The sequence below is a fragment of the Staphylococcus hsinchuensis genome (genome assembly GCF_038789205.1).
In the GTDB taxonomy this organism is placed as follows: Bacteria; Bacillota; Bacilli; order Staphylococcales; family Staphylococcaceae; genus Staphylococcus; species Staphylococcus hsinchuensis.
Genome location: NZ_CP128355.1, coordinates 382,308 through 408,617, shown reverse-complemented (window position 1 = coordinate 408,617; position 26,310 = coordinate 382,308). Strand labels below are relative to the sequence as shown.

Below are 26,310 nucleotides of genomic sequence, written 5' to 3'. Positions count from 1 at the left end.
CCTTATGCTTTATGTTTTTTTGAATGTCTTACACCGTAAATGAAATATATTAATAGTCCAAATATGAACCAAATAAGGGTGTAAAGTTTTGCTTCTCCACTTAATCCCCAAAATACAACCGCTACACAGATAAACGAAATAATTGGTAACACTGGATAGAGTGGCATTTTAAATTGTGGAACGGGTAAATCTTTCCCTTGTCTTGGTCTTAAAGCAAACATTGCAATAGATACAAACATAAACGCCACAAGTGTTCCTGCTGAAATAAGTTGTGCTAAGAATGAGAACGGGAACATTGATCCGATGATTACTGCAATGATTGTTAATATGACTAATGATCTGTTAGGTAAGTTATTTTTATTTAAACCACCTAACCAAGAAGGTAATAAGCCATCACGACCGAATGAGTACAACAGACGAGAACCTGCCATCATCATACCTATAAGTGCGGTAAACATACCGATGACTGAGATTGCTTGAACAATTGCGGCAACAACGCCAAAGCCACTTTGTCGTAAAGCCCAACCTACTGGTTCTGCGTTTCCAGCATAGTCTGAGTATTTAAACATCCCAACGAGCACGAGTGCCACGGCAACAAATAGTATGACCGCAATTGCTAGTGAACCTAAAATACCTCTAGGCATTGTTTTTTGCGGATTTACAGCTTCTGCAGAGTTTGCAGCAATTGAGTCAAATCCGATATACGCTAAGAAAATCATTGAAACCCCAGCGTATATACCTTGCCATCCACCAAATGATCCTGCTTTCGTCATACGGTGTTCAGGTATAAATGGCACGTAGTTATTTATATTAATCACTGTTAAACCTACAACGATAAATAATAAAACTGCTAATACTTTAAGTACTACGAGAATATTTTCGATACGAGCTGTAGAAGTTGTCCCTTTAGCTAATAATAATCCCGTTAAAATAATAACGATTGCGGCAGTAATGTCGATGACACCACCATCTGTCCCAAAAGTATTTGCTAATGACTTAGGTAATTTGATACCTAATGGCGATATCAAACCTCGTAAGTTTGCGGAAAATCCAGATGCTACAAATGCCACAGCTATAAAATACTCGGCTAATAATGCCCAACCTGCAATCCAGCCAAACACTTCCCCAAATAATACATTGATCCAAGAATATGCGGATCCAGCATACGGCATGGATGATGACATCTCAGCATATGCAAACGAAACGAGTGCAGCAACAATCGCTGCGAAAATGAAGGATAATGCTACAGCAGGACCTGTATGATCAGCTGCAACAACCCCCGGTAATGTGAAGATAGATGTTGAAACAATTGTACCCACACCTAAAGAAATAAAATCCTTAACGTGTAAAGTACGATCTAAGTGTGCGTCTTTCCCTTTATAAACGGAAGGATCTTCTTTGGTAAATATCTTTTGCATAAAATTTGTCACTTTAAACCTCTCCCATAAAAATTGCAATTCACTAACATGAGTAAAAATATAATTCATATCATAACACATTTTCACTATAGATTTTAGATAATTCTGAAATTTCTTTTATTTTTTTGCTTTAAAACGGTAACGTGTCTTCTGTAATTTTATAAATAAGCTAAATGAATAACTCTATATCTTTAGTTTTTATATGATTAGTGTACAGAAATATGTTTTACTGAGTATAACTAAATTAAATTGAAAGTGGTGAATCAAATGGAAATACAATCAGCTTGGCTTAACTTACCTGTAAAAGATTTAGAGGCGAGTGAAAAGTTTTTTGAGGAAATTGGTTTTACAATTAAGAAACAAGAAGGCGTAATCGATAAAATGAGAGGCATTGAGACGGTAGATAACAAAGTGATAATGCTGATCGAACAAAGTCAATTTGAAAAAGTAGCACGTTTAAATGAAATCGGTAAAAATGAAGCACTCGTTTCAATTTCAGTTAAAACAAACGAACAAGTAGATGAATTGTTAGAACTTGTAGAACGTGCGGGTGGTAAAGTATTAGAGAAAGGAACTGTACACGAAGGTTTCTATGGCGGCTTATTTAGTGATGTTGATGAGCATTTATTTAATGTGATTGCAATGTAATCAAAATAAAACTCAATTTGCCGTAAGACAAATTGAGTTATTCACTGAGTGTTATTTAATGATAAGTACTGGGATGTTAGCACTATTTGCAATTTTATGTGTTACATTACCCAGTACATTTTTTATATTGGGACGTGCGCGTTTATTACTCATCACAATGACATCGTAATTGTTTTCGTTAATTTCTTCTAAAATAGATTGCTTAATATAACCTGATTTGAATTTAACTGAGACATTTAAATCACGAGATTTTAATTCGTCAATAAAAGGTTTGAGCTGTTCTTTTTTCTCTTCAACAAGCTCTTCGAAATGTACATTTTTATAGCGTACAGATGTTTCTAATTCACTCTCACTTATAACATTAAATATAGTAATTTGTGAGTCGTCAGAGGCTGAAGTGAGACGTTCAAGCTCTGCAGGGACGTTATTGAACTTATTATCGAAATCATAGGCTAGTAATATATTTTCATACATACGATGACCTCCTTTAGTTCTATTATAACGCAACGTTGTTAACTGTGAGAGAAAATTGATTCAAGTTATTACTCAACATCTAGACCGATAATTTCGCTAACATTTTGGTATCCGTTTGACTCTAAATATTGTGCAAGTGATTTATTTAATTTTTTAGTTAAACCAGGTCCTTCATAAACGAGAGAACTATATATTTGCACAAGTGATGCACCGTTTCTTAACATTTTTATTACGTCTTCACTAGTGAAAATACCACCAGTACCAATGATTAAGAATTGGCCTTTTGTATATTTGTACGCGTAATTTATCATTTTTAAATTACGTTCAAATAGAGGTTTACCACTAAGCCCACCAGATTCTTGGCGATGATCAGAGCTTAAACCGTCTCGTTGCTGAGTTGTATTGGCCAATATGATACCATCAAATGTTTCGACGATATGGTCGAGCATACGTCCTAGATCTTCAAGTTTTAAGTCTGAAGTTAACTTAATAAAGATTGGAACAGAAAGTTCTGTTCTTTGTCTGAAGTTCTGAATGGCTTCACATAGTTGTGAGAATTCACTTTTATCATGGAACTTTTGAAGATTTTCTGTATTAGGTGAACTAATATTAACAGTAAAGAAGGTTACATCGTGTTTAAACGTCTCCATTACTTTAATGTAATCTTGATAACGCTCTTCGTAAGGTGTAACTTTATTTACGCCGACATTTAATCCGACTGGGATGTCATAGTGGTATTTACGTAAATTACTTAACGCTTTATTCATTCCTAAGTTGTTAAAGCCCATACGGTTGATAAGCGCTTGGTCTTCTACGAGACGGAACATTCTTGGTTTAGGGTTCCCATGTTGAGGTTTTGGTGTGATACCGCCTAATTCTATTGCGCCGAAACCAGCGTTTTCCAAAGCTTTAGGCACTTCACATGATTTATCGAATCCCGCTGCCAATCCAATAGGGTTACGAAACTCAATGTTATTTAAATTTTGTTGTAAACTCGGATGGTCATAGTGGTACATTTTTTTAATTAATGGTAAGAGTTGTGAATAATGTTGGACAAATTTTAAAGCATCTAAAGTTTTACCATGTGCTTGTTCAGGTTCATATTTAAATAAAAAAGGTTTGATGATTTTATACATAACAGTCAACTCCGTCGTTGAAATTTTTTGTTAATCATGATTGGGAGTGGGACAGAAATCGAATTTTCTAATAAAGATTTCGTAGTCCCACCCCGGCAAGTATGACTAGGATTAAAAAAAGCTTGTTATAAGCGCATTTTCAATTCAGACATCTACTGCCAACTTGATAAAGTGTCTGAAAAACTTATTTTTGTCTCAGACTCAATTTGTTTTATTTACCTCTATTAGACTAGCATTTTCTATAGATTATGCCTAGCGGAAATTAGTGATTAAATATGTATGTGAAGATTAATTTTCGAAAATAAGGAAATATAACAATATGTTAGATATCCAATGATGAAGGAATGTTAATGGCACAATTATGGGAAGAACAACTTCCATTAAATAATATTAAATCGATTAGGCCAGTAGCTGGTGGTGATGTCAATGAAGCATTTAAAGTTAACACATCAGATGAAACATACTTTCTACTCGTACAACGTCAGAGAAAATCATCTTTCTACGATGTTGAAATAGCAGGTTTGGAACTGTTTGAGAAAGCAAATATCACTGCACCTCGTGTCATAAAAAGTGGAGAGATCAACGAAGATGCCTATTTATTATTAACTTTCTTAGAAGAAGGTACGACCGGGAGCCAAGAAGCATTAGGGGAACTTGTCGCGAAGCTACATAGCGTGCAACAACCTGATAATAAGTTCGGATTTGATTTACCACATGAAGGTGGCGATATTTCATTTGATAATACGTGGACTGAATCATGGGTAACATTATTTGTTGAACGTCGATTAGACCATTTGCGCGATGAATTGGTTAGAAAAGGCTTGTGGGCAGATGTTGATGTAGAAACGTACGAACAAGTACGCTCACGAATTGTTGAAGAATTAAGTAATAAACGTAGTAAACCCTCACTCTTACATGGTGATTTATGGGGAGGGAATTATATGTTCCTAAATGATGGCTCTCCAGCGTTATTCGATCCAGCCCCATTTTATGGTGATAGAGAGTTTGATCTAGGTATTACAACTGTGTTCGGAGGCTTTACAGAATCATTCTACGAGACATATGATAAACACTTTCCATTGGGAGATGGTGCACAAAAACGTTTAGAATTTTACAGATTATATTTATTGATGGTGCATTTAGTTAAATTTGGTGCGATGTATGATAGTAGTGTACGTCGTTCGATGCAACAAATTATAACTGATTTCCCTCGTGGATAGATCAGTTTACAATTTATATTTGATTAATTTTAGGTTTTTCTATAAATTTAAATCATAAAACAATTTTAGTGGAGGTTTAGAAACATTATGAAAAAAACGCTTGCGGGTCTTACATGCTCGTTAACTTTATTATTGCCGTTAGCCGCAAATAACGCTTCAGCACATGCAGAAACAAATTCACAAGATACGCAACAACAATCGACACAAACACAACAAAAGACAAATGATACTGAGCAAACACCACAAGTTATCAATGAAGTTATTTTACCGAACGAAGATCGTCATCAAATTACGAATACAACATCAGGACATTATCAATCAATTGGTTTTATTAACGCAGGACAAAACATTGCTTCAGGTGTCGTAATAGATGACAATACAGTGTTAACAAATAAACACGTAGCGAATCTTTCAGATAATTTGACTTTCGCACCTGCAGCTAAAGATAGTGCTACATACCCATATGGAAAATTCACTGAGAAAGACGTGCAAGCTTATCCAGGTGATTCAGATTTAGTGCTTGTACACTTTAATAAAAATTCTAAAGGTCAATCTTTAGGTGACGTGGTACAACCAGCTTCAATTCAAGATGCTTCAACTGCTAGCAAGGGCGATGCTATGACTGTTACTGGTTATCCAGGTGATAAACCAATGGCTACGATGTGGGAAAGTAAAGGTAAGATTATTGAAAATCAAGGCACAGAATTAACATATGGTGCAAGTACGTTTGGAGGAAATTCAGGTTCTCCTGTATTTAATAGTAATAACCAATTAATCGGTCTTCATCATGGTGGCGTTGATGGACAAACAAATAACGCTGTGGCTATGACTGGAGATGTACTACAGTTTATTAACAACAATAAATACTAAGTCAGTTCACTATTCTATAAAGATTTCCCCCTTTGGTAGATTGTTCAATTGCCTTATACTTTATTGTATTTTGCAATACAAACAATTTATTAAAGGGGATTTTTATATTTTTATAGCTTTATGATGAATTATTTTGTCGATAAAATAAAACAGTTTCAAAAAAATAAAAATCGTGCTAAATGTAGTTATGATGCATTGTTTACGAATTCAGAGGAGGTTACAGAAGAAAATTTAAGGTTAATATTAAACGATTCGGGGAAAGATGTAAGTTATGAAAGGGCTTTAAATAAAAATTAAGGGGTAGAAACGATGTCGAAACAATTAAAGAGAGAGTTAAGTAATCGACACATACAGTTAATTGCCATTGGTGGTGCCATTGGTACTGGATTATTTTTAGGAGCAGGACAGTCGATTCATTTAGCAGGGCCGTCTATTTTACTTACATATATTATAGTTGGTTTTGTATTATTCATGTTTATGAGAGCTATGGGGGAAATGTTATTATCCAACACGGATTTTAACTCATTTGCAGATATTACACATAAGTATGTTGGGTCGTTAGCTGGATTTATTACAGGTTGGACTTATTGGTTAACGTGGATTGTGTCTGGTATGGCTGAGGTAACAGCAGTTGCAAAATACGTTTCATTTTGGTTTCCTCAAATACCGAACTGGTTAACAGCACTAGCCTGTGTACTTCTATTAATGTCTTTCAACTTACTTAGCACAAAGTTATTCGGGGAATTAGAGTTCTGGTTTGCATTAATCAAGGTTGGTACGATATTAGCACTCATTGCAGTTGGGATTGTAATGATTGTTATGGCTTATAAGACATCTTACGGACATGCAAGTTTGACTAATATTTATAGTCATGGTGGCATGTTCCCTAACGGTGCATCAGGCTTCTTTATGTCATTCCAAATGGCCATATTCTCATTTGTTGGAATTGAAATGATTGGGATTACTGCTGGAGAAACGCAAAATCCACATAAAACAATTCCAAAAGCAATTAATAATGTGCCATTTAGAATCTTAATATTTTATGTAGGTGCGATTGCTGTTATCATCTCAATCGTTCCTTGGAATAAGTTAGATCCAGATGGCAGTCCATTCGTAAAATTATTTTCATTAATTGGTATTCCATTTGCAGCAGGATTAATCAATTTTGTAGTGTTAACAGCTGCAGCGTCAGCTTGTAATAGTGGTATCTTCGCGAATAGTAGAACATTATTTGGACTAGCTGACAGAAAGCAAGCGCCACCGAAATTTCAAGTTACTAACAAGAAAGGTGTTCCGCTTACAGCAATTATAGCTACATCATCATGTTTATTAATTGCAGTACTATTAAATTATTTCATTCCAAATGCAACGACCGTATTCGTTTATATTAGTACAATTTCTACGGTATTAAATATTGTAATTTGGACATTGATTATTTTTGCATATTATCGTTATGCTAAATCACAGCCTGACTTACACAAGAAAAGCAAATATAAACTACCAGGCGGTAAATTGATGGCATTGTGTATTATCGCATTCTTTATATTTATCTTTGGTGTGTTATTAGTCAATCCTGAAACGCGTATCGGAGTAATATGTGCGCCGTTATGGTTCTTGTTACTCGCACTGATGTACAGACAATATAAAAAGCATACTGCTGAGGATGAAAGTTAAAATACAATATAATGAAGAAACTCGGAATATTTAGTAAGAGCAGTTATTTCTATTTAATGCGTTTAAATAGAAATAACTGCTTTTTTGTGGAATAGTTAAAGATAAAATATTTAAAATAGGACAATCGTGAGAGAAAAACAATAGTAGTTTTAAAGGATGAACCATATTATGAGAAAAATAATCACATTATCGGTAATATATATTGTCATCATTTCAGTTCTTATCATGTTATGGATGTACAAAGATCCAATTCAATATAACGTAAGCAGTTATGTAGAAGAATTCAATCAAAGTATGAATGAAGATAGTAGTGGAAAATTGTCTCATGTTTTTGATCAAAGTAGAGAAACTGAGACATTTGGAGAATACAAATATAATGACTTCAAAGGTAAGCATTACGGTATTGATTACGATATTCCTAAAAAAACACCAGTTAAAGCAGCGTCCGATGGAGAAGTAACACGCACGTTCAACGATGAATATGGAGGGAAGGTCGTACAAATTTCTGAAGATAATGGACGATATTATCAATGGTATATGCATTTAAATGAAATTAAAGTAAAGGAAGGACAACGTGTTGAAGCGGGAGAAGTGATTGCTCTATCAGGTAATACTGGTAAAAAGACTTCCGGGCCACACTTGCACTTTCAACGTATGAAAGACGGGTTAGGAAATGATTATGCAGAAAATCCACACAGTTTTATAGATAAACTTCCAGATGGAGAAAAAAGCTTATATAAATTAAAGAAGTAGTAAATGTATATTACTTATGATTTGAAATATATGTTTATATGTATAGTTTTAATTGCATATTAACTTCATTAACAAATGTTAATTGAAGTTAAACACACTGAAAATTCATCAAACACACCATAATCAAGCACTTTCTGTAACTTGTAAAGTGATTTTTTTAGAAAAAATACTTAAAAAATATCAAAAAAGAACCCCCTAATTATATTACGTTATTGTTACATTGGATTACGTTGTAATATTTCTGAAAATAAAGACATAGAAGTGTGTTCGCTCTAAAAGGTTGTTGTAAAGGTGTTTATAACTATTTTTGTATAGTTAAATCAATCATTTAATCATTACAATACAAAACTAATAGGTGTCAATATTACAGAAAAGGTCTGTTTTTGTAAATTTTTGTTATATAGGTGTAATACAAATCTGTGAAATTTATGATATATTACTTATGGTCAAAAAAAACGAACAACAATTTTAAAAATTAACTTGCACAAACGATATTAAATTAAAAAAGTAAAACAAAACTTAAATGGAGGATTTTTTTATTATGAAAAAGTCAATTTTAGCATCGTCATTAGCAGTAGCATTAGGTGTAACAGGATATGCAACTCAAGCAGATAACAATGAAGCACACGCTTCTGAATCAAATATCGATAAAGCACATTTAGCTGAATTAGCACAAAGCAATGCTAAAGAATTAAATGAAAAACCATTACACGCTGGTGCGTACAACTACGATTTCGTATTAAATGGTTTCGAATATTCATTTAAATCAAATGGTGAAAAATGGTCATGGAGCTACAAACAAGTAGGTTCACAAAGCGCTGCTTCACACAGCACAGCTTCAAACACTTCACATAAAGATGTAAGTGCTCAAGTATCTCACCATTCAAATGAAAAATCATCTAACCAAGTTAGTGCTCAAAAACAATCAAACAACGTTCAAGTTGAAGCAGTTCAAGCTCCAAAAGCTTCTTCAAACAACAACGTTCAAAAAGCACAAACAAGCACTCAATCATCAGCATCATCAAATGATACTTCAAGCATTGATGCAATTGCTCAACAAATGGCAGAACGTACTGGTGTATCTGCATCACAATGGAAAGGTGTTATCCAACGTGAAAGTGGCGGAAACCCACATGCAGTTAACGCTTCATCAGGTGCATACGGTTTATTCCAATTATTAGGTCACGGTGAACATTCAGGTATGTCAGTTCAAGAACAAATTAACACAGCTGCTCAAGTTTACAAACAACAAGGTTCAGGTGCATGGGTAGGTTGGTAAGCCGACCTTAACTAAGTAAGTAATATTTAGTTAACCTAATTAAAGAGCGACTCTTCGGAGTCGCTCTTTTTCTATTCGCTTTATTTATTTGAATATTCTGATAAAATAAAAGTAATTGAAATATTTTGTTGAGAAAGATGGGAGTGGGACAGAGATCGATTTTTTAATAAAGATTTTGTAGTCTCACTAGTAGACATAGAGTCTAAGACAAATATTATTGTCTCAGACTCTCGTATTTTTAATGAAGGAAGGTATTATATGGAACTATCAAATCGACTAGCTCAAATACCGGATAGCTATTTTGGTAAAACAATGGGCCGTAAAGTAGAACATGGCCCTTTACCACTTATAAATATGGCTGTAGGCATCCCTGATGGCGATACGCCTAAAGGTATATTAGATGAATTTTCGAACGCATTATATAAACCTGAAAATCAAAAATATGTCGCTTTCCATGGTAAAGATCAGTTTAAACAAGCGATTGTTGATTTTTATGAAAGACATTATCAAGTTTCTTTAGATAAAGAAGATGAGGTTTGTATCTTGTATGGAACTAAAAATGGACTTGTGAATTTACCTCAATGTATTGTAAATCCGGGCGAGACCGTTCTATTACCTGACCCTGGTTATGCAGATTATCTTGCTGGTGTGCTACTTGCTGATGCTAAACCACAATCTTTAGTGTTAGAACCGCCTCGTTATTTACCAAAATGGGACCAAATTAACAAAGAAACTTTAGAAAATACACGTCTTGTTTACTTAACTTATCCAAATAATCCAACTGGATCAGCTGCGTCACAAAAAGTGTTTGATGATACGATAGCACAATTTAAAGGGAGCAAAACAAGGATTGTGCATGACTTTGCTTACAGTGCATTTGGTTTTGAACATGACAATCCTAGTATTTTACAATCTGAGGGTGCTAAAGATTTAGCGATTGAAATTTATTCATTATCAAAAGGTTTTAACATGTCAGGTTTTAGAGTAGGTTTCGCAGTTGGAAATAAAGAAATGATTCAAGCTTTAAAGAAATTCCAATCACACACTCATGCAGGTATGTTTGGCGCTTTGCAAGATGCAGCTACGTACGCTTTAAATAATTATGATGACTTTTTACAGCAACAAAATACAACATTTAAACGTCGAAGAGATCAATTTACTGCAAAACTAGATGAGGAAAATTTGCCTTATGAACCAATGACGGGTGGGATATTCCTTTGGTTAAAAACGCCACCTGACTTTGATGGTGAAAGTTTCGAAAAATATTTACTAAAGGAATTATCTATACTCGTAGCTCCTGGAATACCATTTGGTGAACACGGTCGCAATTATGTGAGAATCTCATTAGCCTTAGATGACGATCAATTGATGGAGGCAACAGAAAGGTTGTTATCCATTAGTCATTTATATCAATAAATCATGTACAGGAGATGGTCAGTCATGACAAAAATAAAATTATTTGGAGTTAGAGAAGAAGATGTTCCTTATATTGAAAGTTGGGCAAATCAACATCAGGTAGAAGTTGATTTAGACGCTGAATTATTAACAGTTGATACAGTGGATCGTGTGCAAGGATTTGATGGTGTTTCATTATCACAACAAATCGAACTAGATGAAGAAGTTTATAAAAAGTTAAATGAATATGGTATTAAACAAATTGCTCAGCGAAGTGCCGGCTTTGATTGCTATGATTTCGAGTTAGCAGAAAAATATAACTTAATTATATCTAACGTGCCATCATATTCTCCACATTCAATCGCTGAATATACCGTTTCACAAGCGCTAAATTTAATTAGAAACTTTAATGATATCCAGCAAAAGACTGCCGAATACGACTTTAGATGGCAACCTGCTATACTATCTCGTTCAATTAAAGATTTAAAAGTAGCAGTAATCGGTACAGGGCGTATAGGGCGTATTGTGGCGAAAATCTTTAGCCAAGGCTTTGGTGCAGAGGTAGTCGCATACGACGTCATACAACATAAAGAAAATGAATCATTTTTAACGTATAAATCTACATTAGATGAAGCAATTAAAGATGCAGATATTGTCACAGTACATATACCTGCAACAAAAGATAGTACGTATTTATTTAATGAAGAAAGATTTAATACTTTCAAAAAAGGCTCTGTCTTTATCAATTGTGCGCGTGGATCAATTGTTGATACGAAAGCGCTATTACGAGCTTTAGATAATGGTACAATAAAAGGCGCTGCGCTGGATACGTATGAAGGCGAAAAAGGTTTGTTCCCAAGCGATTCTCGTGGAAAAGGTATTAAGGATGAAATATTAAAGCAATTAATAGCAAGAAAAGATGTTATCATTTCTCCACATATTGCATTTTATACAGATGATGCCGTTAAAAATTTAATCGTTGATGCACTCGATGCCACACTCGACGTTATAAATAATGGTGACACAGCGTTACGTGTAAATTAATTGTTGATTATGATTGAGAAAAAATAAACGCCAATTTCTATTTAAATAGATAGAAATTGGCATTTTTTGTTGAATTATATATTTTTTTAATGCTTGTTATTTAACATCGTAACCTTGATCTTCTATCGCATCTTTCATGTTATCGAAAGATACGTCCGTTTCATCATAGTTTACTGTGACGTTGTTATCTTCTAAACTTACATCCGCTGAAGATACCCCATTAAGGTTTGTTAATGCAGATTCTACTGCGTGTTTACAATGATCACAACTCATGCCTTCTACTTGAATTGTTTCAGTTGTCATAAGCACACCTCCTTAAGATAAGCATTTTTTCTATATATACTTTATACCCATTGTAACTATAATTTCATGCGTTTCAATCTGAGTGCATTGGTTACAACACTGACAGAACTTAAAGCCATCGCTGCGCCAGCAATCCATGGTGCAAGCAGACCGAAAGCAGCGATAGGTATGCCAGCTACATTGTAACCTAATGCCCAGAATAAGTTTTGGCGAATATTACGGATTGTTAATTTACTTGTATTAATAGCTTTTGGTAATAGCATTAAGTCTCCGCCAAGTATGGTAATATCTGCAGCTTCAATGGCAACTTCCGTACCTGTTCCGATAGCAATACCGATATCAGCTTTTACTAATGCAGGTGCGTCGTTAATACCGTCACCGACCATCGCAACTTTTTTATTTTCTTGTTGGAGTTTAGAGATGGTTGAAGCTTTTTCTTCTGGTAAGACTTGCGCATACACAGTATCTATATTGACTTGTTTAGCGATAGATTGTGCAGTTCGCTCGTTGTCACCCGTTAGCATCGCAACTTGAATACCTAAATCGTGCAATTGTTGAATTGCTTGAGCTGCGGAATCTTTTACCGTGTCTGCTACAGCGATAATACCACTGAGTTGTTGATCAATTGCAATCAACATAGCTGTTTTACCTTCATCTTCAAATTGAGTCATTTGTGATGTTAACTCAGTATGGGCAACGTTAGAATCTTGCATTAATTGACGATTACCGATGAGTAGTTGTTTGCCATCGACTTTAGCTTGGATACCACGACCAGGTAAGGCGTTAAATTCATCAACATCATAAAGGTCTAACTGTTGCGAAGTTGCGTAATTAACGATTGCTTCGGCTAATGGATGTTCTGATTGGTGTTCTGCACTTGCTAATAATTTCAATGTAGTGGTATCACCTTTAAAATCAGTCACCTCTGGAACACCTTTAGTAATCGTACCGGTCTTATCCAATACGATCGTATCTATTTCGTGTGTGCGTTCAATGTGTGCGCCACCTTTAAATAAGATGCCATTTTCAGCAGCTTTCCCAGTTCCTACCATTATAGAAGTAGGAGTAGCTAAACCGAGTGCACAAGGACACGCGATAACGAGTACCGCAATAGCAGCAACTAATGCAGGTTCGAATTGTCCTGTTTGTACGAGCGTAATCCATATTATAAACGTTAAGAGAGCAATACCTACAACGATAGGGACAAAGTAACCTGAGATGATATCAGCTAGTCGTTGAATCGGTGCTTTTGAACCTTGGGCTTCTTCGACGACATTTATAATAGAAGAAAGTGCAGTATCTTTACCTACTTTCGTTGCTTTCATTGTAATCGTACCGTTGTTATTCATAGTGGCACCGATAACGCTATCATTTTGTGCTTTATCAATTGGTAAAGATTCACCTGTTAACATCGATTCATCTACGGAAGTTCGACCTTTGATAATTGTACCGTCTACAGGTATTTTTTCCCCCGGTTTGACGATAAGCATATCGCCTTCATTGACTTCTTCAAGTGGAATCATAATTTGTTTGTCATTGCGAATAACGCGTGCTTCTTTAGCTTGTAATTGTAACAATTCGCTTAAAGCATTGGTTGTTTGACTTTTGGCGAGTGTTTCTAAATATTTACCAAATAAAATGAGTGTGATCAGTACTGCGCTCGTTTCAAAATAAAGGTGCGGTTCATAATTTGAACGTACTAACCATTTAATTAACTCGTAAATACTGAAAACATACGCAGCACTCGTGCCTAATGCTACAAGCACATCCATATTTGCTGAACCATTACGTAAGTTTTTGTAAGCTCCAACATAGAACTGCCAACCGATTATAAACTGTATTGGTGTCGCGAGTGCGAATTGGAACCACGGATTCATGATGAAATGTGGTAACGGTAAATGAAATAAATGTACTAGCATCGTCAACAATAAAGGTAAAGTGAGTATCGCAGAAATGATGAGCTTTGTACGTTTACGTTTGATTTCTTGATGTTTTGCGGACTGTTTCTCTTTAGCACTTTGTTTAAGGCTCGCATCATAACCTAAGTGTTGAATCTTAGCTATAAAATCAGATTCTGAAACAGTGTTTGGATTATAAGATATGACTGCATTTTCAGTCGTTAAATTCACATTTGCATTTGTGACTCCATCCATGCGATTGAGTCCTTTCTCAATGCGATTAGAACAAGCAGCACAAGTCATCCCTTGAACATCTAGCTCTATCTTTTCTGTGGCAATGTCGTAGCCTGTCTTTCTAATAGTGTTCGTTATTGCTTCTGGAGTAGTGTTATCTGGGTTGTAGTGAACAGTAGCCTTTTCAGTCGTTACGTTGACATTGGCATCAACGTCTTCCATACGATTGAGGTTCTTCTCAATGCGATTGGCACAAGCGGCACATGTCATGCCTGTCACATTGAAAGTAGTCTTTTTAGTTTCGCTCATAAATTCCCTCTCCTTACATTATAAGATTGTGTAATGAATACGTTTTTGTTAACTCTAATATACCCCCGTAAGGTATATGGGTCAATGACTTTGTTTATAAAATGAATTGAGTTAGCTATTATAGAATTACTCAAATACATAAAGGAAGTGACAAATTTGTCATTTCACAGCGATATTTTGTTAGTTAAAACAAACGATGAATATAAAAATCTTTAATATGATATAGATGTAGAACAAAAGAAGGAGTGAAATAGATGTCAATTTTAAAAGTTGAAGGTTTAAGAAAAACTTACGGAAACAGATATAAAAAACAAGAAGTATTAAAAGGGTTAGATTTTGAAATTGATAAAGGTGAATTTGTGACAATCATGGGACCTTCAGGGTCTGGGAAAACAACTTTACTTAACGTAATCAGCTCAATCGATTACATTACGAGCGGGATTGTCGAAGTGAACGGCAACCAAATTAACAAAATGAGCAATCGTCAGTTAGCAAACTTCAGAAAAAGAGAAGTAGGATTTATCTTCCAAGATTACAGTGTGCTACACACATTAACAGTCAAAGAAAACATTATGCTACCTCTATCAATCCAAAAAATGTCTAAAAGTGAAAAAGAAAAAAGTTATAAAGAAGTAACTGAAGCTTTAGGCATCGATGAACTAGGTGCGAAATATCCAAACCAAATTTCTGGTGGTCAACAACAAAGAACAGCTGCAGCACGTGCTTCAGTACACAAACCGGCAATTATCTTTGCCGATGAACCAACAGGCGCACTCGACTCAAAAAGTGCACAAGACTTATTAAAACGACTACAAGATATGAATAAAAACATGAATTCTACAATTGTTATGGTCAGTCACGATCCAGTTGCTGCAAGTTATTCAAATCGTGTCATTATGTTGAAAGATGGCAACATTCATTCAGAAATACGCCAAGGAGATGACACAAATCAAGAATTCTATAAAAATATTATCCACATGCAAACAGCCTTAGGTGGTGTGGCAAATGAACTTTAATCAAATCGTATTAAAAAACTTCCGACAAAATTTACGACATTATGCGATGTATATATTTTCACTAATATTGAGTATTATTATTTACTTCAGCTTTGTCACATTAAAATATACACATAGTATTAATAATGATAATTCCGCAAAAATAATCCAGAAAGGGTCTGAAGTTGGTGCGAACTTTCTATTCGTTATCATTATTGTATTCCTAATGTATGCCAATTACTTATTTATTAAACGTCGTACACGGGAATTTGCACTGTTTCAACTAATCGGATTAACACGTAAAAATATCATGCGTATGATTATTATTGAACAGTTGGCAATGTTTGTTTCTACCGGGGTAATCGGTATATTAATCGGTATATTTGGTTCTAAGTTATTGTTGATGATTGTTCTGAAAATGTTGAATATATCCATAAGTGTGAAACTCACTTTACATTCACAAGCGCTAATACAAACAATTTTATTACTGTTTTTAGCATTTGTTTTCATCGTTATTCATAGTTACCTCTTTTTACGTAGACGTAGTATATTAACGATGATGAAAGATAATACGCAAGGGGATGCAAAAAACGCGAAGATTTCAATTTTCGAAGTGATCTTCGGTATTATTGGAATTGTGATGATCGTATATGGTTATTATTTAGCCAAACACTTTATGAATTATCTTGACAAGTTACAAATTATATTACCATTTATAATTTTGTTCCTAACTACAGTTGGGGCGTATCTATTCTTTAGAAGTTCAGTTTCCATGATTTTCAAGACATTGAAACGCTCTAAAAAAGGGAATGTCTCTATCACTGATGTAGTATTTACGTCTTCTATTATGCATAAAATGAAGAAAAACGCGCTTGCATTAACGATTATTGCTACAATTTCAGCTATAACGGTAACAGTTCTATGTTTCGGTGCTATATATAAAGCAAGTACAGAAACTATAGTGAATGAAACATCGCCTCAAGACTTCAATGTATATAAAGAAAAACAGGCACAACAATTTGAGAATAAGTTAGATGAGCACCATATACCTTTCAAAAAAGATTATAAAGAAACTGCTAGCGTAAAATTAAAGAAAGATAATGTATTTGAAAAACCTAAAGCGATGCCGAAACAAGATAATATAATGACTGTTACTAGCAATAAATTTTTCCATGATGATGATATCCATGGTAATCAGATTAAACTCATTAATACACAAACTATGGGGGCAGGTATGTTTAAACATCATTTAGGAAATTCTATTCAGTTCGATGGACTAAATAATTCAACTTTTAAAGTTAATAAAGAAGACAAGAAAGTAGTATTTTCTGGAGAATTAACTCATAATGCTCCTGTAATATTAGTTAAAGACCAAGATTACAACAAGTTGAAACACCATGCTAAAGAGATACATTCACAATACGGTTTTGATTTGAAAAATCAAAAAGATTGGTCAAAAGCTAATAAACTGTATAAGTCATTATTCCCTAAAAAAGAACAGCAGAGTCACACTACTAAAAAGGAAATCACTAAAACACTCGATTCTTCTAATGGAATTATATTATTTGTTTCTTCATTCTTAGGACTTGCATTCTTAGTGGCGGCAGGTTGTATTATTTACATTAAACAAATGGATGAAACGGAAGACGAAATTTCAAACTTCCGTATTTTACAACGTATGGGATATACACATAGAGATATGATGACCGGTTTAGGATTAAAAATATTCTTCAATTTCTCATTACCACTTGTCGTATCGCTATTACATGCATTCTTTGCATCAACGATTGTCATGAAATTATCCGGTGTTATCTCGATGATGCCTGTGTTTATTGTCATGGTAATTTACACACTAGTTTACTTCATCTTTGCTATAATGGCATTTATACATTCTAACCGAGTAGTTAAACATTCTATTTAATAAATATAAAAAAGCTCCAATGAGTGGTGATTCCCTCTCATTGGAGTCTTTTTTTGCTGGTTTTAAATATTGAATGAATTTTAGTCATTGGATTTTACAAAAAGTTAGTTTGAGTTTTTCGTTGAACGTAATTAAAAGAAATCTGAAGGTTTGATATCATCAAAATTTATATTTTTAAGTCCTTCGAAATTAAGGTTTTCAACGTTTTCTAATACATGGCTATTTTGTAATTGCGCATAATAATTCGAAGCTTCAGATGCAACGTCGTGTTCTTGGAACGTTTTTGCTATACCTAAGATTAACAAAATGGCAATGGCAGCTCGTAAAATTGTTTTCATTATACATGACTCCTTTATAGGTTTATATCAATATTATAATTGAGATGTATCATGTATACATGCGTCCGAAGTATAGAAAGTGTGTCATACTTTGGCTGTATAATGCACGTTGAATAGCTATAGACCAAACGCAATCGGTAGCCAGAAGTATGAAAAGACTGAGATGACAATAATCGCCACAATATTCAATATAAAACCAGCTTTAACCATGTCTTTCATTTCGAGTTCATCTGCACTAAAGACAGCGGCATTCGGTGGTGTTGAAATAGGTAACATAAATGCACATGTTGAAGATAGTGCTACGATACCCATTATAATAAATGGATCTGCATGAATTGCAGCCGCAAACCCGATACTGACTGGCATCAACATATTAGATACTGCCGTGTTAGACATCACTTCAGTTAAGAATAAAATCGCTGTCGTTAATACGATAATAATTAATATGATTGGTAATGGTTTCACGACGCCGAGAAGTCCACTAAACCATTTCGTAAGTCCTGAATCTTCGAATGCAGCAGCTAATGAAAGACCACCACCAAATAATAGTAGAATGCCCCACGGTAACTTCGTCATATCATCCCAGACGAGAAGGCCACCTTTTTTAGATTTCGCAGGAATTAAGAACCAATAGGACAGCACCAAACATTGCGATTGTCGTATCTGTAATATGGAGCGAGTCAGGTAATACATTGCCTGCCATCCATAAAATACTTACGAGTAAGAACACGAGCCCTGTTAACTTTTCTTCGATAGACATAGGTCCTAAATCTCGCAACGCTTTTTTAGCAAAATCAGAAGAAACGCTATTGGCATCTTCTACTTTGAACAACCATTTCGTTAAAATGAAATAAAGTGCTGTTAATAGAATAATTGTCAATGGTACGGCGAATAACATCCATTGTGCAAATGATACTGATCTATGTAAGCTCGATTTCGCTACAGCGGCGAATACTGCATTTGGTACGGAACCAATTAATGTAGCAAGGCCACCAATAGATGCTGAATAGGCGACTGTTAATAACAATGATTTACTAAATTTATTCGCAGACTGTGGTTTCAGGAATTGTGCTTCTTTAATTTCTTTAATTAATGCGAGAGCAATCGGTAACATCATTAAAGCGGTCGCAGCATTTGAAATCCACATTGAAATAAACGCAGTCGCAATCATCGTTCCTAATATGATGCGATTACTATTTGCTCCCATCATCGAAATAATATTCATTGCGATACGTTTATGTAAATTCCATTTTTCAATGGCTAAGGCAATAATAAAACCACCCATATACATAAAGACGATTGGATCAGCGTACGCACTTGCAGCAACCTCTTCTTTAGTACCACCAGTAATCGGTAACAAGATTAAAGGAATTAATGATGTGACTGGAATAGGTAAAGCCTCGGTAATCCACCAAGTTGCAACTAATAACGTGACCGCTAGAACAGCTCTCGGTGCGTGCTCCAATCCGGTTACACTAGGTATAAAATAAAAGATGATAAATAATATAGGTCCTAGTATAAGGCCGATTTTCTCTTTCATAATAAACATCCCCTTTGTTTAAAAAAGCTATAATTTTAAGATATCAGTATAATTCTTGTAAAACAATCACTTTTCAGAAAATTAAAAAAATAAGTTGTGAAGCGGAAAAATGTCGTTTAGTATGAAATACCATTACATCTTAGTTAATACAATTCCTCAAAAGAGATGACGCTTAGTCTTTATCGTGTTAATGTAATAAATGGATTTTAAAATGATGGAGGGTAAAAAATTGACTGAAAAAGACAATATGATTAATGGCGAATGGTATAATGCAAGTTCTGACCACACATTAGTTGAAGACCGTTTACAAGCTAAAGATCTATGTGCTGAGCTCAATCAAACAAAACCAAGTAATAAAGAAAAACGTACAACGATTTTAAAAGATTTATTTCATTATGAACCAAATCATTTAGAGCTGTTAAGTCCATTCCAAGTAGATTATGGATATAACATTTTTCTAGGGAAAAATATCTTTATTAATCATAATTGTTATTTAATGGATTGTGCGCATATCGTAATTGGGGATAACGTATTTATCGGTCCAAATTGTGGAATATATACCGCAACGCATCCATTAGGTGCTAACGCCCGTAATTTAGGTATTGAGAAAGCATCACCAATCACAATTGGTAATAACGTTTGGATTGGGGCAAACGTTATCGTATTACCAGGTGTAACAATTGGTGAAGGTGCAGTCATCAGTGCTGGAAGTATCGTTACTAAAGATGTTCCTGAAAATGTATTAGCAATGGGATCACCAGCTGAACCTTATAAAAAAATTGATAACGAATAATATAAGCAAAAGCACGACCTCGCCGTTGAAAAACGACTTGGTCGTGCTTTTATTTTAATATGGTATATCATTAATCCATTTTGCCTACTTGATAACTTTCGTAAACTTTTTCATATTTAATCTTACCAATGCCTCCTACAATATACTTACCGAATTTAAATAAATTAAAGAGATAGGCAACGCATATAGATAGACATAGCGTAATAATTAAATTAAATACAATATTCTTAAACGGGTTATCTCCATTTAACAATCCTAAATCATGTACGAAGAAATAATGTATCGCATAAATGCAAAATGAGTAATTACTAATGTACAGAATAAACTTTGGAACGTATTTAATATATGCTGAAAATAAGAAAAACATTAAAATTACCATCGTTACATAAAACGGAATATCAAATCGTTTAGATTCAACCCATGTGCTAAAGCCCGAAACATAATTAGTGACAAGTATCGTTATGGCCAATAATGTTCCGAGAATGATTGCCCACGTATACTTTTTTATCTGTGTCATAAATGTTTCGTAATAAATACCAATATAAAAACCGAGTAAGAAATAACTGACCCAACCAAAGAACAACATCCAACCTTCACGTTCCCAAAACAATCCAATGATAGGAAGGTCTGGTTGAGGCCAGAATTGTCTGAACGCCCAATAAATTGTAGCGAATATGATTGAGCCAATAACAACAGGCAGTGGCTTCAATTTCACAAGATATTTCGCGAATAAATAATGTAAGGCATAAAACTGGAAAATGATTACAATAAAATACGTAATTGCACCACCGTGAAACATCGTATCACCGACGTTTCTTATATATTGTTGTAATGAATCTGGTTTTAAATAGAAATAGGAGATTCCCAAGTTTATCAATATGTAAGGAATACCTAGGTAGATTAACTTTTCTTTGAAGAAGCCTGGCTTCGTAGTTACGTGATAATTTTTAGCTAGTAAAAATTCTGAAATAAAAACAAATAACGGCGTGCTAAACATTAATAGCAATTGTATTAATCTGATTAGCGTATCGTGTTCAACGTGATTCATCTTTGAAAAAGTAGTCGTGATGGAATGTATACACACAATACTAAGACAAGCTATCGTCCGCATCCAAAAGATAACGGAGGTATATGTTTTCATGCTAGAAATTCCTTTCATTCAAAATCATAGTTTACATTCTTTCAATATAATTAAATATTAAAATAACATAAAGTTATAAAACTTTACATAACAATGAGATTACAGTTTGAGTTGTATAAATACGAAATAAATCGATTTGACGCTTCTAACTTAATTTTTATAAATTACCAGAATAAAGTTATTTAAAAATTTGACGAAATTATAAGTATTTTCAGAAAAATAAATGCAAGCGATTGCATTTAGTAAATGAAGTAGCTACAATGGAGAAAGAAATGGATTGATTTCAATTCAGTTTACAATTTACAAACTCAGGGGGTAGAGAAATGGTAGTAAATTATAAGAACGAACCAGGTATAGATTTTACAGATAATAAGAACGTAGAATCTTTCAAAGAGGTATTAAAAAAAGTTAAAGGTGAATTAAACCAAAAAATTCCTTTAGTGATTAATGGTGAAGAGAAATTCACAAAAGATACTTTCCAATCAATCAATCCAGCGAACACTTCTGAAGTTGTCGCGGAAATTTCAAAAGCTTCAAAAGAAGATGTAGATAATGCATTTGACGCAGCAAATGAAGCTTATAAATCTTGGAGAAGATGGTCTCATAAAGACCGTGCTGAATTCTTAATGAGAGTTGCAGCAATCATCAGACGTCGTAAAGAAGAAATCTCAGCTGTTATGGTATACGAAGCAGGTAAACCATGGGATGAAGCTGTAGGCGACGCTGCAGAAGGTATTGACTTTATCGAATACTATGCAAGATCAATGATGGAATTATCAGAAGGTAAAAAGGTATTAGATAGAGAAGGCGAACACAACCAATACTTCTACAAACCAATTGGTACTGGTGTTACAATTCCACCATGGAACTTCCCATTTGCAATCATGGCAGGTACTACTTTAGCACCTGTTGTTGCTGGTAACACAGTATTATTAAAACCAGCTGAAGATACAGTATTAACAGCTTATAAACTAATGGAAATCTTATTAGAAGCTGGATTACCTAAAGGTGTAGTTAACTTTGTACCGGGTGATCCTAAAGAAATCGGTGACCATTTAGTAGATAGTGTTCATACGCATTTCGTAACATTCACTGGTTCTCGCGCAACTGGTGTGCGTATCTTCGAACGTGCTGCTAAAGTACAAGAAGGTCAACAATTCTTAAAACGTGTTATCGCTGAAATGGGCGGTAAAGACGCAATCATCGTTGATAAAGATATCGATACTGATTTAGCTGCAGAAGCAATCGTAGGATCAGCATTTGGTTTCTCAGGTCAAAAATGTTCAGCTTGTTCAAGAGCTATCGTGCACAAAGATGTACACGATGAAGTACTTGAAAAATCAATCAAGTTAACTAAAGAACTTACTTTAGGTAACACTGAAAACAACACAAACATGGGACCAGTCATCAACCAAAAACAATTCGATAAGATTAAAAAATATATTGAAATTGGTAACAAAGAAGGTAAGTTAGAACAAGGTGGCGGCACTGATGGTTCTACTGGTTACTTCATTGAACCAACAATTTTCTCTGGTATGAAATCAAGCGACCAAATCATGCAAGAAGAAATCTTCGGACCAGTTGTAGGATTTATCAAAGGTGATGATTTCGAGTCAATGTTAGACATCGCTAACGATACTGACTACGGTTTAACTGGTGCAGTTATTACAAACAACCGTGAAAACTGGCAAGAAGCAGTATCTTCATTCGATGTAGGTAACTTATACCTAAATCGTGGTTGTACAGCAGCTGTTGTTGGCTATCACCCATTCGGTGGTTTCAAAATGTCAGGTACGGATGCTAAAACAGGTAGCCCAGACTACTTATTAAACTTCTTAGAACAAAAAGTCGCTTCAGAAATGTTCTAATTTATAGAAACATTTTATTATGTGCGGAGAAAGTTCCCATTCATATGGGAGCTTTCTCTTTTTTTATATTAAAAATTAGTGTACTTTTAATATATATAAAGAACGATTTTCTGACTGTTATAATAAAGTTGTATAGATATTTAATTGAATTATTGCTAGAATCATTAGTGAAGATAAATGTAAAAGTTTACATGGGTGTTGTATCGTGTATATATGAATTAATAAATGAAAAAGAAAAGGATGATAATAATGAATGGTGATAAACAAGTTTCAACATTACTAGATGAATATAAGAAACCATTAAAGAAACTATTTAAATATGACAAATCGAAAGCTTTAAAGTTTGATAAAGAAAGTAGAAGCGAGGTTGTTAATCAAAAAGGGATCTACGTCATTTTTAAAAATAAGAGCCCTTTATTTGTAGGTCAAGCTGGTGGTTATATGACTGGTTATAAACTTACACAAAAAGACCTTAACGATAAACTTGCACAATACAACTTAAAATCAACTGCCGGTACAGCAAAATTCAAAAGAACGTATGTACAAGATCAAAAATTAGACGAATCAGAAGTGAATAATATTAAAGCGGAAGAACAAAATTTAAGATTCCAATATATTAAAGTGAAAAACAATCCTGCAATGATTAATTTATTAGAAGTTTTAGCATTAGAATATGCGAAAGACAATAAAATTGATTTATACAATTTTTCATAATTACTAACAATTAAGTAGGAAAAATCTAATCTCAAATAACGATACACCGATTAAGCCTGTGCCATACGAAGTCACAGGCTTAATTGTTTATCTTTTAAAATAGAGGTGCTTATGAATGTATAAAACAGAATATCAATCACCTGTCGGTCAAATAACATTAACGTCTGATGGCAAACATCTCACTGGGTTGTGGTTCCCTAAAAATGATATAACCAAAAACGATGACTCACAATATACGCATCGCCCACAGTTACAAATTTTCGAAAAAGTCACAGCATGGTTGGACGCTTATTTCTCAGGAAATAACCCTGAGATTGACTTTCCTCTTCAGCCTGAAGGCACTGAATTTAAGAAACAAGTGTGGGACTTATTGTTAGAAATTCCATTTGGTCAAACACTATCTTACGGAGAGTTAGCTGAGAAAGTCGCAGTAAAACGTAATAAAGCTAAGATGTCAGCACAAGCTGTAGGCGGAGCTGTGGGGAGTAACCCAATTTCAATCATTATTCCATGTCATCGCGTAGTCGGTAAAGATGGTAATTTAACAGGTTATGGTGGTGGCATTGAGACGAAAGTAAAGCTGTTAGAGACAGAACAACTCGATATGAACCAATTCTATATCCCTAAGAAAGGCAATAAAATATAATAAAAACCTTCCTATATTTAATAAACAGAATGAGATCACCAATTAAATTGCGCAAAATTACTAAGTTGCACTATTAGCTTAGTATGTTAGTGTTTAGGTTGTCTTAAAACAAATATAGGGAGGCATAATGTGTGGAACACAGGGAAAAGAAGTTTTCTAAAGTATTTATATATGCGGCAGCAATTGTAGGTATACTTGTCATATTTGGTGCAGTGACACCAAAAGCATTTGGCAGTATTACAGGGGATATCTCTACATGGGTATCAAAGACCTTTGGTTGGTATTATATGGTTGTATATGCACTTGTGTTAGCGTTTTGTATATTTTTAATTTTTAGCCCGATTGGCAAATTAAAGTTAGGTAAACCAACGGATAAACCTGAGTTTAAGACGGTCTCATGGTTAGCCATGCTATTTAGTGCTGGCATGGGAATTGGTTTAGTGTTTTATGGTGCTTCTGAACCAATTTCACACTATTTATCTCCGCCAACTGCTAAGCCAGAATCTAAATCTGCAATGGCAGAAGCATTTAAATATTCTTTCTTAGATTATGGCTTTCATCCATGGGCTGTTTATTGTCTAGTAGCACTCGGCTTAGCATATTCACAGTTTCGTAAAGGCGAGAATGGATTGATTTCGAGAACTTTAAGACCTGTGTTAGGTAATAAAGTAGATGGCACAACAGGTGTCATTGTGGATGTGTTAGCCGTTTTTGCGACGATTATAGGTGTTGCGATGTCTCTTGGCGTTGGCGCAGTCCAAATTAACGGAGGTTTAAGTTATTTATTTGGCTTACCAAAAAATGTTGTCGTCCAGGGTATTATAATTGCAGTTGTAACAGTATTATTTTTATACAGTGCCTGGAGTGGACTGAGTAAAGGAATTCAATATTTAAGTAATTTAAATATGATATTAGCCGGATTATTGTTACTCGTATTATTTATCGTAGGTCCAACAGTGTTAATACTTAATATGATGACATCTGGATTTGGTGATTATTTATCAACACTTATTTACGACAGTTTAGATGTCGCTCCGTTGAATAAACAAAAGTCTGATTGGTTACAAACTTGGACAATTTATTATTGGGGCTGGTGGATGAGTTGGAGTCCATTCGTCGGTACGTTTATCGCCAGAATTTCAAAAGGTCGAAGTATTCGTGAATTTGTCATTGCCGTACTTGGTGTTCCTGTTATCATTAGTGTGATTTGGTTCAGTACTTTTGGTATGACTGGTATATCAGTAGGGCAGCACCATAAAGGTATATTTAAAATGCCACCAGAAACGCAGTTATTCGGTATTTTTAATGAGTTGCCATTTGGTACGATATTATCAATTATTGCGCTAGCATTAATTGCATCATTCTTTATTACTTCTGCCGATTCCGCAACATATGTATTAGGAATGCAAACAGCATTTGGTACACTTAACCCATCAGGCTTTGTAAAGATCGTATGGGGGATTTCATTAGCAGCTATCGCATATGTCTTATTGTTAGCCGGTGGAGACACAGGTTTAGCAGCGATGCAATCGGCAGCTATTATTTCTGCCTTTCCATTTAGTTTTGTCGTCATATTGATGATGATTTCGTTATTTAAAGATGCAAATGCAGAACGGAAATATTTAGGATTATCGTTACAACCTCATAAACAAAATATAAACTCAACAAAAGAACAACAATCACACATACCTCGTTAAAC

22 protein-coding genes and 1 pseudogene are annotated in these 26,310 nt (G+C 34.5%); 15 read left to right on the top strand and 8 right to left on the bottom strand.

Going from position 1 to position 26,310, the window contains the following annotated elements:
* Positions 1 to 2: 2 nt before the first annotated feature.
* Positions 3 to 1,418: an APC family permease gene (locus QQM35_RS02125; RefSeq protein ID WP_418129320.1), complete on the bottom strand. Its 1,416-nt coding sequence runs from the start codon at positions 1,416 to 1,418 to the stop codon at positions 3 to 5.
* 267 nt (positions 1,419 to 1,685) lie between these two features.
* Here QQM35_RS02125 and QQM35_RS02120 point away from each other — a divergent pair, with 267 nt between their 5' ends.
* Positions 1,686 to 2,066, top strand: coding sequence for a VOC family protein (locus tag QQM35_RS02120; RefSeq protein ID WP_251517259.1), 381 nt, complete (start codon positions 1,686 to 1,688; stop codon positions 2,064 to 2,066).
* Between the two features lie 51 nt (positions 2,067 to 2,117).
* Here QQM35_RS02120 and QQM35_RS02115 read toward each other — a convergent pair whose 3' ends face one another.
* The gene (locus tag QQM35_RS02115; RefSeq protein WP_251517261.1) at positions 2,118 to 2,540 is read right to left on the bottom strand and encodes a universal stress protein; all 423 of its coding nucleotides are present in this window, start codon (positions 2,538 to 2,540) and stop codon (positions 2,118 to 2,120) included.
* A 68-nt stretch (positions 2,541 to 2,608) separates the two neighbouring features.
* Positions 2,609 to 3,676, bottom strand: coding sequence for a quinone-dependent dihydroorotate dehydrogenase (locus tag QQM35_RS02110; RefSeq protein ID WP_251517264.1), 1,068 nt, complete (start codon positions 3,674 to 3,676; stop codon positions 2,609 to 2,611).
* A 350-nt stretch (positions 3,677 to 4,026) separates the two neighbouring features.
* Here QQM35_RS02110 and QQM35_RS02105 point away from each other — a divergent pair, with 350 nt between their 5' ends.
* From QQM35_RS02105 to QQM35_RS02075, 7 genes are all read left to right on the top strand, one after another.
* Positions 4,027 to 4,896, top strand: a complete 870-nt coding sequence (locus tag QQM35_RS02105) for a fructosamine kinase family protein (RefSeq protein WP_251517267.1) — start codon at positions 4,027 to 4,029, stop codon at positions 4,894 to 4,896.
* 87 nt (positions 4,897 to 4,983) lie between these two features.
* Positions 4,984 to 5,766: a serine protease gene (locus QQM35_RS02100; RefSeq protein WP_342610462.1), complete on the top strand. Its 783-nt coding sequence runs from the start codon at positions 4,984 to 4,986 to the stop codon at positions 5,764 to 5,766.
* A gap of 309 nt (positions 5,767 to 6,075) precedes the next feature.
* A complete protein-coding gene (locus QQM35_RS02095) occupies positions 6,076 to 7,440 on the top strand; it encodes an amino acid permease (RefSeq protein ID WP_251942432.1) in 1,365 nt (454 codons plus the stop codon).
* A 168-nt stretch (positions 7,441 to 7,608) separates the two neighbouring features.
* Positions 7,609 to 8,193: a M23 family metallopeptidase gene (locus QQM35_RS02090; RefSeq protein ID WP_251517272.1), complete on the top strand. Its 585-nt coding sequence runs from the start codon at positions 7,609 to 7,611 to the stop codon at positions 8,191 to 8,193.
* A 541-nt stretch (positions 8,194 to 8,734) separates the two neighbouring features.
* Positions 8,735 to 9,472, top strand: a complete 738-nt coding sequence (locus QQM35_RS02085; RefSeq protein WP_342610461.1) for a transglycosylase family protein — start codon at positions 8,735 to 8,737, stop codon at positions 9,470 to 9,472.
* Positions 9,473 to 9,730: 258 nt separating this feature from the next.
* Positions 9,731 to 10,888, top strand: a complete 1,158-nt coding sequence (locus tag QQM35_RS02080; protein ID WP_251517294.1) for an aminotransferase class I/II-fold pyridoxal phosphate-dependent enzyme — start codon at positions 9,731 to 9,733, stop codon at positions 10,886 to 10,888.
* 24 nt (positions 10,889 to 10,912) lie between these two features.
* Entirely contained in the window at positions 10,913 to 11,911 is a 999-nt protein-coding gene (locus tag QQM35_RS02075) for a D-lactate dehydrogenase (RefSeq protein WP_251517327.1), read from the top strand.
* A gap of 96 nt (positions 11,912 to 12,007) precedes the next feature.
* Here the strand turns inward: QQM35_RS02075 and copZ are convergent, their stop codons facing one another.
* Positions 12,008 to 12,214 (bottom strand): copper chaperone CopZ, encoded by a 207-nt coding sequence (gene copZ / locus QQM35_RS02070; protein WP_251517329.1) that lies wholly within the window; start codon positions 12,212 to 12,214, stop codon positions 12,008 to 12,010.
* A 56-nt stretch (positions 12,215 to 12,270) separates the two neighbouring features.
* Positions 12,271 to 14,655 (bottom strand): heavy metal translocating P-type ATPase, encoded by a 2,385-nt coding sequence (locus QQM35_RS02065; RefSeq protein ID WP_251517331.1) that lies wholly within the window; start codon positions 14,653 to 14,655, stop codon positions 12,271 to 12,273.
* Positions 14,656 to 14,909: 254 nt separating this feature from the next.
* Between QQM35_RS02065 and QQM35_RS02060 the strand changes: the two genes are divergently transcribed.
* Both QQM35_RS02060 and QQM35_RS02055 read left to right on the top strand, forming a co-directional pair.
* Entirely contained in the window at positions 14,910 to 15,671 is a 762-nt protein-coding gene (locus tag QQM35_RS02060) for an ABC transporter ATP-binding protein (protein WP_251517333.1), read from the top strand.
* Positions 15,661 to 17,571, top strand: coding sequence for an FtsX-like permease family protein (locus QQM35_RS02055; RefSeq protein WP_251517335.1), 1,911 nt, complete (start codon positions 15,661 to 15,663; stop codon positions 17,569 to 17,571). The genes QQM35_RS02060 and QQM35_RS02055 overlap by 11 nt, the downstream gene beginning before the upstream one ends.
* Positions 17,572 to 17,702: 131 nt before the next feature.
* Here QQM35_RS02055 and QQM35_RS02050 read toward each other — a convergent pair whose 3' ends face one another.
* Complete coding sequence (locus tag QQM35_RS02050) at positions 17,703 to 17,909, bottom strand: hypothetical protein (RefSeq protein WP_251517337.1); 207 nt, start codon at positions 17,907 to 17,909, stop codon at positions 17,703 to 17,705.
* 117 nt (positions 17,910 to 18,026) lie between these two features.
* Positions 18,027 to 19,449: pseudogene (locus QQM35_RS02045) on the bottom strand (SLC13 family permease).
* 229 nt (positions 19,450 to 19,678) lie between these two features.
* On the opposite strand from QQM35_RS02045, the gene QQM35_RS02040 reads away from it, so the two are divergent.
* Positions 19,679 to 20,242: a sugar O-acetyltransferase gene (locus tag QQM35_RS02040; protein WP_251517339.1), complete on the top strand. Its 564-nt coding sequence runs from the start codon at positions 19,679 to 19,681 to the stop codon at positions 20,240 to 20,242.
* Positions 20,243 to 20,312: 70 nt separating this feature from the next.
* Here the strand turns inward: QQM35_RS02040 and QQM35_RS02035 are convergent, their stop codons facing one another.
* Complete coding sequence (locus QQM35_RS02035; RefSeq protein ID WP_251517341.1) at positions 20,313 to 21,383, bottom strand: acyltransferase family protein; 1,071 nt, start codon at positions 21,381 to 21,383, stop codon at positions 20,313 to 20,315.
* A 323-nt stretch (positions 21,384 to 21,706) separates the two neighbouring features.
* Between QQM35_RS02035 and pruA the strand changes: the two genes are divergently transcribed.
* The 4 genes from pruA (at position 21,707) to QQM35_RS02015 (ending at position 26,308) form a co-directional block, all read left to right on the top strand.
* Positions 21,707 to 23,251, top strand: a complete 1,545-nt coding sequence (pruA, locus tag QQM35_RS02030) for an L-glutamate gamma-semialdehyde dehydrogenase (RefSeq protein ID WP_251517343.1) — start codon at positions 21,707 to 21,709, stop codon at positions 23,249 to 23,251.
* 249 nt (positions 23,252 to 23,500) lie between these two features.
* On the top strand, positions 23,501 to 23,965 hold the full coding sequence (locus QQM35_RS02025; protein WP_251517346.1) for a hypothetical protein: 465 nt from the start codon (positions 23,501 to 23,503) through the stop codon (positions 23,963 to 23,965).
* A 115-nt stretch (positions 23,966 to 24,080) separates the two neighbouring features.
* Entirely contained in the window at positions 24,081 to 24,611 is a 531-nt protein-coding gene (locus QQM35_RS02020; RefSeq protein WP_251517347.1) for a methylated-DNA--[protein]-cysteine S-methyltransferase, read from the top strand.
* Positions 24,612 to 24,742: 131 nt separating this feature from the next.
* Positions 24,743 to 26,308 carry a BCCT family transporter gene (locus QQM35_RS02015; protein ID WP_285813483.1) on the top strand — a complete coding sequence of 522 codons (1,566 nt, stop codon included), beginning with the start codon at positions 24,743 to 24,745 and terminating at the stop codon, positions 26,306 to 26,308.
* Positions 26,309 to 26,310 lie beyond the last annotated feature (2 nt).

Bases quoted from the DNA above. Each gene is read 5' to 3' on its own strand.
- QQM35_RS02125 (WP_418129320.1), bottom strand. From the start codon at position 1,418: ATGCAAAAGATATTTACCAAAGAAGATCCTTCCGTTTATAAAGGGAAA.
- QQM35_RS02120 (WP_251517259.1), top strand. From the start codon at position 1,686: ATGGAAATACAATCAGCTTGGCTTAACTTACCTGTAAAAGATTTAGAG.
- QQM35_RS02115 (WP_251517261.1), bottom strand. From the start codon at position 2,540: ATGTATGAAAATATATTACTAGCCTATGATTTCGATAATAAGTTCAAT.
- QQM35_RS02110 (WP_251517264.1), bottom strand. From the start codon at position 3,676: ATGTATAAAATCATCAAACCTTTTTTATTTAAATATGAACCTGAACAA.
- QQM35_RS02105 (WP_251517267.1), top strand. From the start codon at position 4,027: ATGGCACAATTATGGGAAGAACAACTTCCATTAAATAATATTAAATCG.
- QQM35_RS02100 (WP_342610462.1), top strand. From the start codon at position 4,984: ATGAAAAAAACGCTTGCGGGTCTTACATGCTCGTTAACTTTATTATTG.
- QQM35_RS02095 (WP_251942432.1), top strand. From the start codon at position 6,076: ATGTCGAAACAATTAAAGAGAGAGTTAAGTAATCGACACATACAGTTA.
- QQM35_RS02090 (WP_251517272.1), top strand. From the start codon at position 7,609: ATGAGAAAAATAATCACATTATCGGTAATATATATTGTCATCATTTCA.
- QQM35_RS02085 (WP_342610461.1), top strand. From the start codon at position 8,735: ATGAAAAAGTCAATTTTAGCATCGTCATTAGCAGTAGCATTAGGTGTA.
- QQM35_RS02080 (WP_251517294.1), top strand. From the start codon at position 9,731: ATGGAACTATCAAATCGACTAGCTCAAATACCGGATAGCTATTTTGGT.
- QQM35_RS02075 (WP_251517327.1), top strand. From the start codon at position 10,913: ATGACAAAAATAAAATTATTTGGAGTTAGAGAAGAAGATGTTCCTTAT.
- copZ (WP_251517329.1), bottom strand. From the start codon at position 12,214: ATGACAACTGAAACAATTCAAGTAGAAGGCATGAGTTGTGATCATTGT.
- QQM35_RS02065 (WP_251517331.1), bottom strand. From the start codon at position 14,655: ATGAGCGAAACTAAAAAGACTACTTTCAATGTGACAGGCATGACATGT.
- QQM35_RS02060 (WP_251517333.1), top strand. From the start codon at position 14,910: ATGTCAATTTTAAAAGTTGAAGGTTTAAGAAAAACTTACGGAAACAGA.
- QQM35_RS02055 (WP_251517335.1), top strand. From the start codon at position 15,661: ATGAACTTTAATCAAATCGTATTAAAAAACTTCCGACAAAATTTACGA.
- QQM35_RS02050 (WP_251517337.1), bottom strand. From the start codon at position 17,909: ATGAAAACAATTTTACGAGCTGCCATTGCCATTTTGTTAATCTTAGGT.
- QQM35_RS02035 (WP_251517341.1), bottom strand. From the start codon at position 21,383: ATGAAAACATATACCTCCGTTATCTTTTGGATGCGGACGATAGCTTGT.
- pruA (WP_251517343.1), top strand. From the start codon at position 21,707: ATGGTAGTAAATTATAAGAACGAACCAGGTATAGATTTTACAGATAAT.
- QQM35_RS02025 (WP_251517346.1), top strand. From the start codon at position 23,501: ATGAATGGTGATAAACAAGTTTCAACATTACTAGATGAATATAAGAAA.
- QQM35_RS02020 (WP_251517347.1), top strand. From the start codon at position 24,081: ATGTATAAAACAGAATATCAATCACCTGTCGGTCAAATAACATTAACG.